General features: G+C 64.9%; 3 protein-coding genes. 2 read left to right on the top strand and 1 reads right to left on the bottom strand.

Annotated elements, in window-relative coordinates:
• Positions 1-255: 255 nt before the first annotated feature.
• Positions 256-807: an RNA polymerase factor sigma-70 gene (locus BFP96_RS01155; RefSeq protein WP_005789991.1), complete on the bottom strand. Its 552-nt coding sequence runs from the start codon at positions 805-807 to the stop codon at positions 256-258.
• A gap of 300 nt (positions 808-1,107) precedes the next feature.
• Here BFP96_RS01155 and BFP96_RS01150 point away from each other — a divergent pair, with 300 nt between their 5' ends.
• Together BFP96_RS01150 and BFP96_RS01145 are read left to right on the top strand one after the other, a co-directional pair.
• Positions 1,108-1,860 (top strand): thioesterase II family protein, encoded by a 753-nt coding sequence (locus BFP96_RS01150; RefSeq protein ID WP_065935422.1) that lies wholly within the window; start codon positions 1,108-1,110, stop codon positions 1,858-1,860.
• A 51-nt stretch (positions 1,861-1,911) separates the two neighbouring features.
• Positions 1,912-6,363: non-ribosomal peptide synthetase (locus tag BFP96_RS01145; protein WP_139113303.1), on the top strand; the 4,452-nt coding region annotated here is incomplete at its 3' end.

Genomic DNA, 6,363 nt, shown 5'->3' with positions numbered 1-6,363 from the left:
GCTAACCCGGCGTCCTGCCGGGTTGCCCACGGATTCAAGCCTGCGTTCGGCCAGCGTGGTTTAACGGGGCGCCTGAGATCAAAAGCAGATCAAAAGCAAAAGCGCGGCGGCCTTGGAGCCGACCGGTATTTTGTGTCGATCCCGGTCCAAATGTGGGAGGGGGCTTGCCCCCGATAGCGGTGTGTCAGCTAAATCAGAGCTAACTGACACACCGCATCGCGGGCAAGCCCCCTCCCACAGTGGTTTGTGTGTTGTTCAAACCCTGCGCGCAAACGTATCGCTGTGGCTGCCCGACACTTTGCGGCAGTGCACCAGCGCATCGCGGATCATGAAGTTCACCAGCGTCGGCGAGACCCCGAGTTCCTTGGCGATGTCTTTCTGCGGCACGCCGTGCAGGCGGTACATCTCGAAGGCGTAGCGGGTGCGCTGTGGCAGTTCGGTCAGGGCGTCGGCGATGTTTTCCAGGGTGTTGAAATTGATGTGGGAGGTTTCCGGTGAAGCGCCGTGGATAACCACATTCAAGCCTTCCTCTTCGGTACCGGAGTATTTGAGCTCCAGGGCCTGCTTGCGGTAGTGGTCGATCGCCAGGTTGCGCACGATCTGGAACAGATAACTCAGTTGTGCCTTGAACGAAGAGGTGATGGTCGGCGCCGATTGCAGCCGAAAGTAGGCGTCCTGCACCACATCCTCGGCACGGGAACGGCAGCCGGTAATACGCGCTGCGATCTTCACCAGGATCAGTCGATTGTCGACGAATGCCTGGAGAAGGGGTGAGTCGCACCTGCCTGTGGATACTTGTTCCGTCATGGAAATCACCTTGTTGCAAAAAGGTTGGGGGAGGGCGTCCCTGCTGAGGCCTCCTACACATCGGGCAACAAATTATGCTGAATGATAATGATTGTCAAATGAGAAGGCGAACTAATCTTATGCCTTTGGGTAAGGTGTGAACCGCGTCTCGCTTGTCCCCGGCGACTAATTATTTGCCGGGGCCGTCCGTTCTTCTGGGTGAAAGGTTCGTTAGCAAACGGCCAGGGATCAGCACCCGCAGGAGGGCGAAATGGGTTTTTATCGTGCACACAGCGTGTTTCAGCGTGGAGTTCTCGGGTGATGAGTACCCCAACGCCGCTGCGCCTGTTTTGCCTGCCCCATTCGGGCGCCAGTGCCTCGGTCTACGCCCGTTGGCGCCGCGTGTTGCCGGACTGGTTGCAGGTATGCCCACTGGAGCTGCCGGGGCGGGGCATGCGCATGGGCGAACCGCTGCAGCGCGATATCAAGGCCCTGGCTGCCCAGCTCGCCAATGAAATCAGCCGCGACCTGAATGGCCCTTATGCGTTGTTCGGCCACAGCCTCGGCGGCCTGCTGGCGTTCGAGCTGGCGCATGCCTTGAACGCGCGCAATGTGCCGGCGCCGCTGGCGTTGTTTGTCTCCGGCACCGCCGGCCCGGCGCGGCGCGATGTCAGTGACTACGCCATCGAAAAAACCGACGTGCAGTTGATCGCCCGCTTGCGTGAGCTGCAGGGCACTGCCGAAGACGCCTTGGCCAATCCCGAATTGATGCAGTTGATGCTGCCGATCCTGCGCGCCGATTTCCTGCTGTGCGGCAGCTTTACCTATGGCGAACGCGAGCCGCTGGACGTGCCGATCCATGTCTTTGGCGGCAAGCAGGACAGCGTGCGCGCCGACCAATTGCTGGACTGGCAGCTCGAAGCCGCCAGCGGCTTTTCCCTCGACATGTTCGAGGGGCATCACTTCTTTCTCGTGCAGCACGAAAGCGTCGTGCTGTGCTGTATGCGGCGCTATGCCGAGGCCCACCTGGCCCGTTGGCGCAGTGGCGCGGCGCGCCAGCGCGTCGCCGGCTGAACCTCACCGATTTCCCGAATTTCCCGTAAGCCGATTTCAGGCAGGAACCCCATGATGGACGCCTTCGAACTTCCCCGCACTCTGGTCCAGTCCCTCCAGCGCCGTGCCGCGCAGACGCCGGACCGCCTGGCCCTGCGCTTTCTGGCCGAGTCCGCCGAGCACAGCGTGGTGCTCAGCTACCGTGACCTGGACCAACGCGCGCGCACCATCGCCGCCGCCTTGCAAGCCGATGTCGCGATGGGCGAGCGCGCGGTGCTGTTGTTTCCCAGCGGCCCGGACTATGTCGCGGCGTTCTTTGGTTGCCTGTACGCCGGGGTGATCGCGGTGCCGGCTTACCCGCCGGAATCGAGCAAGCGCCATCATCAGGAGCGCTTGCTGTCGATCATCAGCGATGCCGAGCCGCGCCGGCTGCTGACCATCGCCAGCCTCGCCGATGGCCTGGCGCAGATCGAAAACGCACCGCCGCTGTTGAGCGTGGACACCCTCGACCCACAGCTTGCCGACCGTTGGCTCGCCCCCGAGCTGCAGCCCGACGACATCGCCTTCCTGCAATACACCTCCGGATCCACCGCGCTGCCCAAGGGCGTGCAAGTCAGCCACGGCAACCTGGTGGCCAATGAAGTGCTGATCCGCCGCGGCTTTGGCATCGACCTCAACCCGGACGATGTGATCGTCAGCTGGCTGCCGCTGTACCACGACATGGGCCTGATCGGCGGCTTGTTGCAACCGATCTTCAGCGGTGTGCCGTGCGTGCTGATGTCGCCGGCCTACTTCCTGGCGCGGCCGCTGCGCTGGCTCGAGGCGATCAGCGAATACGGCGGCACCATCAGCGGTGGCCCCGATTTCGCCTACCGTCTGTGCAGCGAGCGGGTCAGCGAGTCGGCCCTGGAACGCCTGGACCTGAGCACCTGGCGCGTGGCCTATTCCGGCTCCGAGCCGATCCGCCTGGACACCCTGGAACGGTTCGGCGAAAAGTTCGCCGCCTGTGGTTTCAGCTCGAATAATTTCTTCGCCTCCTATGGCCTGGCCGAAGCGACCTTGTTTGTCGCCGGTGGCCGCCGTGGCCACGGCATCCCTGCGCTGCACCTGGATGCGCAGGCGCTGGCCGCCAACCGCGCCGAGCCGGGGCAGGGCAGTGCGGTCATGAGTTGCGGCACCCATCAGCCGGACCACGCCGTGCTGATTGCCGATCCCCACACGCTCTGCGCGTTGGCCGACAATTGCGTGGGCGAACTCTGGGCCAGCGGCCCGAGCATTGCCCACGGTTACTGGCGCAACCCCGAAGCCAGCGCGCGGACTTTCGTCCAGCACGTCGGCCGGACCTGGCTGCGCACCGGCGACCTGGGGTTTATCCGTGACGGTGAGGTGTACATCACCGGGCGCTTGAAAGACCTGCTGATCGTACGCGGACACAATCTGTACCCGCAGGACATCGAGCAAACCATCGAGCGTGAGGTGGAGGTAGTACGCAAGGGCCGAGTAGCCGCCTTTGCGGTAAATGACCACGGCGTGGAAGGCATCGGCATTGCTGCGGAAATCAGCCGCAGCGTGCAGAAAATCCTGCCGCCCGAAGCACTGATCAAGGCGATTCGCCAGGCAGTGGCCGAGGCCTGCCAGGAGGCGCCGTGCGTGGTGGTGTTGCTCAATCCGGGCGCGTTGCCGAAAACCTCCAGCGGCAAGGTGCAACGGGCGGCGTGTGCGCTGCGCCATGCCGATGGCAGTCTCGACTGCTATGCGCAGTTCCCCGACCTGCAAGCGCCAGCCAGTGACGCCGCGCTGGAATCGGTTCTGCAAAACCGGATCGCCGCGATCTGGTGCGAGCAACTGCAGGTGCCGACGGTCGCCGCCGATGATCACTTTTTCCTGCTCGGCGGCAACTCCATCAGCGCGACCCAAGTGGTCGCGCGCCTGCGCGAAACCCTGGGCCTGGAGCTGAACCTGCGCCTGCTGTTCGAAGCGCCTACCCTGCAAGGCTTCGCCGCCAGCGTCGCGCGCCTGCAACAGGACGGCGGCGTTGCTCAGGGCGCGATGGCCTCTGTGTCGCGCCAGGACGACCTGCCGCAATCCCTGGCCCAGAACCGCCTGTGGATCACCTGGCAACTGGACCCGAACAGCAGCGCCTACACCATCCCCGGCGCCCTGCGCCTGCGCGGCGAGCTGGATGAAGACGCCGTGCGCTCAAGCTTCCAGCAGTTGATCCAGCGCCACGAAGCCTTGCGTACACGCTTTTACGAGCGCGATGGCCAGGGCTTTCAGCGTGTCGAGGCCGCGACGGATTTCGCGTTGCACGTCATCGACCTCGGCGACTTGCCCGATGCCGAGCGCCAGGCGCGTGCGCAGCAGGTCCGCGAAGATCAAGCGCGTACCCGGTTCGACCTGGAGAAAGGCCCGCTGCTGCGGGTCACCCTGGTGCGTCTGGACGATGAGGACCATCAACTGCTGGTGACGTTGCACCACATCATCGCCGATGGCTGGTCGCTCACTATCCTGATTGACGAGTTCTCGCGGCTGTACGCCGCTGCCGTCCAGGGCCAGCCCCTTGAGTTGCCGCCACTGACCCTGCAATACGCCGACTACGCCAGCTGGCAGCGCCAGTGGCTGGCCGCCGGTGAAGGCGAGCGGCAGTTGGCGTACTGGAAGGCGACGCTGGGGGAGGAGCATCCGCCCCTCAACCTGGCCACCGACCACCCACGCTCGACGCAGGTGCGCAACAGCGCCGCGCGGTATACCGTACGCCTGGACGCGTCCCTCAGCGCCGCGATTGGCCAGACCGCGCGCGCCCATGAATCCACCCCGTTCATGCTGCTGCTGGCCGCGTTCCAGACCCTGTTGTATCGCTACAGCGGCCAGCGCGATATCCGCATCGGCGTGCCCAATGCCAATCGCCCGCGCCAGGAAACCCATGGCCTGGTCGGTTTCTTCATCAACACCCTGGTGCTGCGTGCCGAGCTTGACGGGCGCCTGCCGTTCAACCAGCTGTTGGCGGCGACACGCCAGGCTGCATTGGACGCCCAGGCCCATCAGGACCTGCCGTTCGAGCAACTGTTGGAGGCCTTCCCCCAGGCGCGTGAGCAGGGCCTGTTCCAGGTGATGTTCAACCACCAGCAACGTGACTTGAGTGCCTTGCGCCGCCTGCCGGGCCTGCTCGCCGATGAGCTGCCGTGGCACAGCCGCGAAGCCAAGTTCGACCTGCAACTGCACAGCGAAGAGGACCGCAACGGGCGCTTGAGCCTGTCGTTCGACTACGCCGATGAACTGTTCGACAGCGCCACCATTCAGCGCCTGGCCGAACATTACATCCACCTGCTGCAAGCGGTCTGCGCGCAACCGCAGCACGCCGTGGGCGAGCTGGCACTGAGCGCAGAGGACGAACAACGCCCATGGAGCCAGGCGCCGTGCGCGCCGGCCCGGCAATGGCTGCCCGAACTGCTCGGCCTGCACACCGCGGACACCCCGGCGCTGGTCTGGCAGGACGCCAGCTTGAGTTTCGCCCAACTGCACACCCAGGCCAACCGCCTGGCCCATTACCTGCGCGACAAGGGTGTGGGCCCGGACGTGTGCGTGGGCATCGCCGCCGAGCGTTCGCCGCAGTTGCTGATCGGTCTGCTGGCGATCATCAAGGCCGGTGGCGCCTATGTGCCGCTGGACCCGGATTACCCCGCCGAGCGCCTGGCCTTCATGCTCGAAGACAGCGGCGTGCACCTGCTGTTGACCCAGACTTCGCTGCTCGAACGTCTGCCGACGACCCCAGGCGTGTGCGTGATTGCCATGGACAGCCTGCACCTGGACAGCTGGCCAAGCCAGCCGCCGGGCCTGCACCTGCACGGCGACAACCTCGCCTATGTGATCTACACCTCCGGTTCCACCGGCCAGCCCAAGGGCGTGGGCAATACCCACGCGGCGCTGGCCGAGCGCTTGCAGTGGATGCAGGCCACCTACCGGTTGGACGCCGGCGACGTGCTGATGCAAAAGGCGCCGATCAGTTTCGACGTGTCGGTGTGGGAGTGCTTCTGGCCGCTGATCACCGGTTGCCGTCTGGTGCTGGCGGGGCCGGGTGAGCATCGTGACCCGCATCGCATCGCGCAACTGGTGCAGGAACATGGCGTGACCACGCTGCACTTCGTGCCGCCGTTGCTGCAGCTGTTTATCGACGAACCGCTGGCAGCCGAATGCACCAGCCTGCGCCGCCTGTTCTCCGGCGGCGAAGCCTTGCCCGCCGAACTGCGCGACCGCGTATTGGCACGCCTGCCGGCGGTGCAATTGCACAACCGGTATGGCCCGACCGAGACCGCGATCAACGTCACCCATTGGCACTGCGCCGTGGACGATGGCGCGCGTTCGCCGATTGGCCGGCCACTGGGCAATGTGATCTGCCGGGTGCTCGACGAGCACCTCAACCCGCTGCCGGCCGGTGTGCCGGGTGAATTGTGCATCGGCGGCATCGGCCTGGCGCGCGGTTACCTCGGCCGTGCCGGGCTGACCGCCGAACGCTTTGTCGCCGAC

It is taken from the genome of Pseudomonas sp. 34 E 7, from assembly GCF_900005715.1.
Lineage (GTDB): Bacteria > Pseudomonadota > Gammaproteobacteria > Pseudomonadales > Pseudomonadaceae > Aquipseudomonas > Aquipseudomonas orientalis_A.
Note: the sequence above shows the minus strand (reverse complement) of the source record. Positions and strands in the feature narration are given on the sequence as shown.

Excerpts from the sequence above, each read along its gene's own strand:
- BFP96_RS01150 (WP_065935422.1), top strand. The coding sequence starts at position 1,108 with ATGAGTACCCCAACGCCGCTGCGCCTGTTTTGCCTGCCCCATTCGGGC.
- BFP96_RS01155 (WP_005789991.1), bottom strand. The coding sequence starts at position 807 with ATGACGGAACAAGTATCCACAGGCAGGTGCGACTCACCCCTTCTCCAG.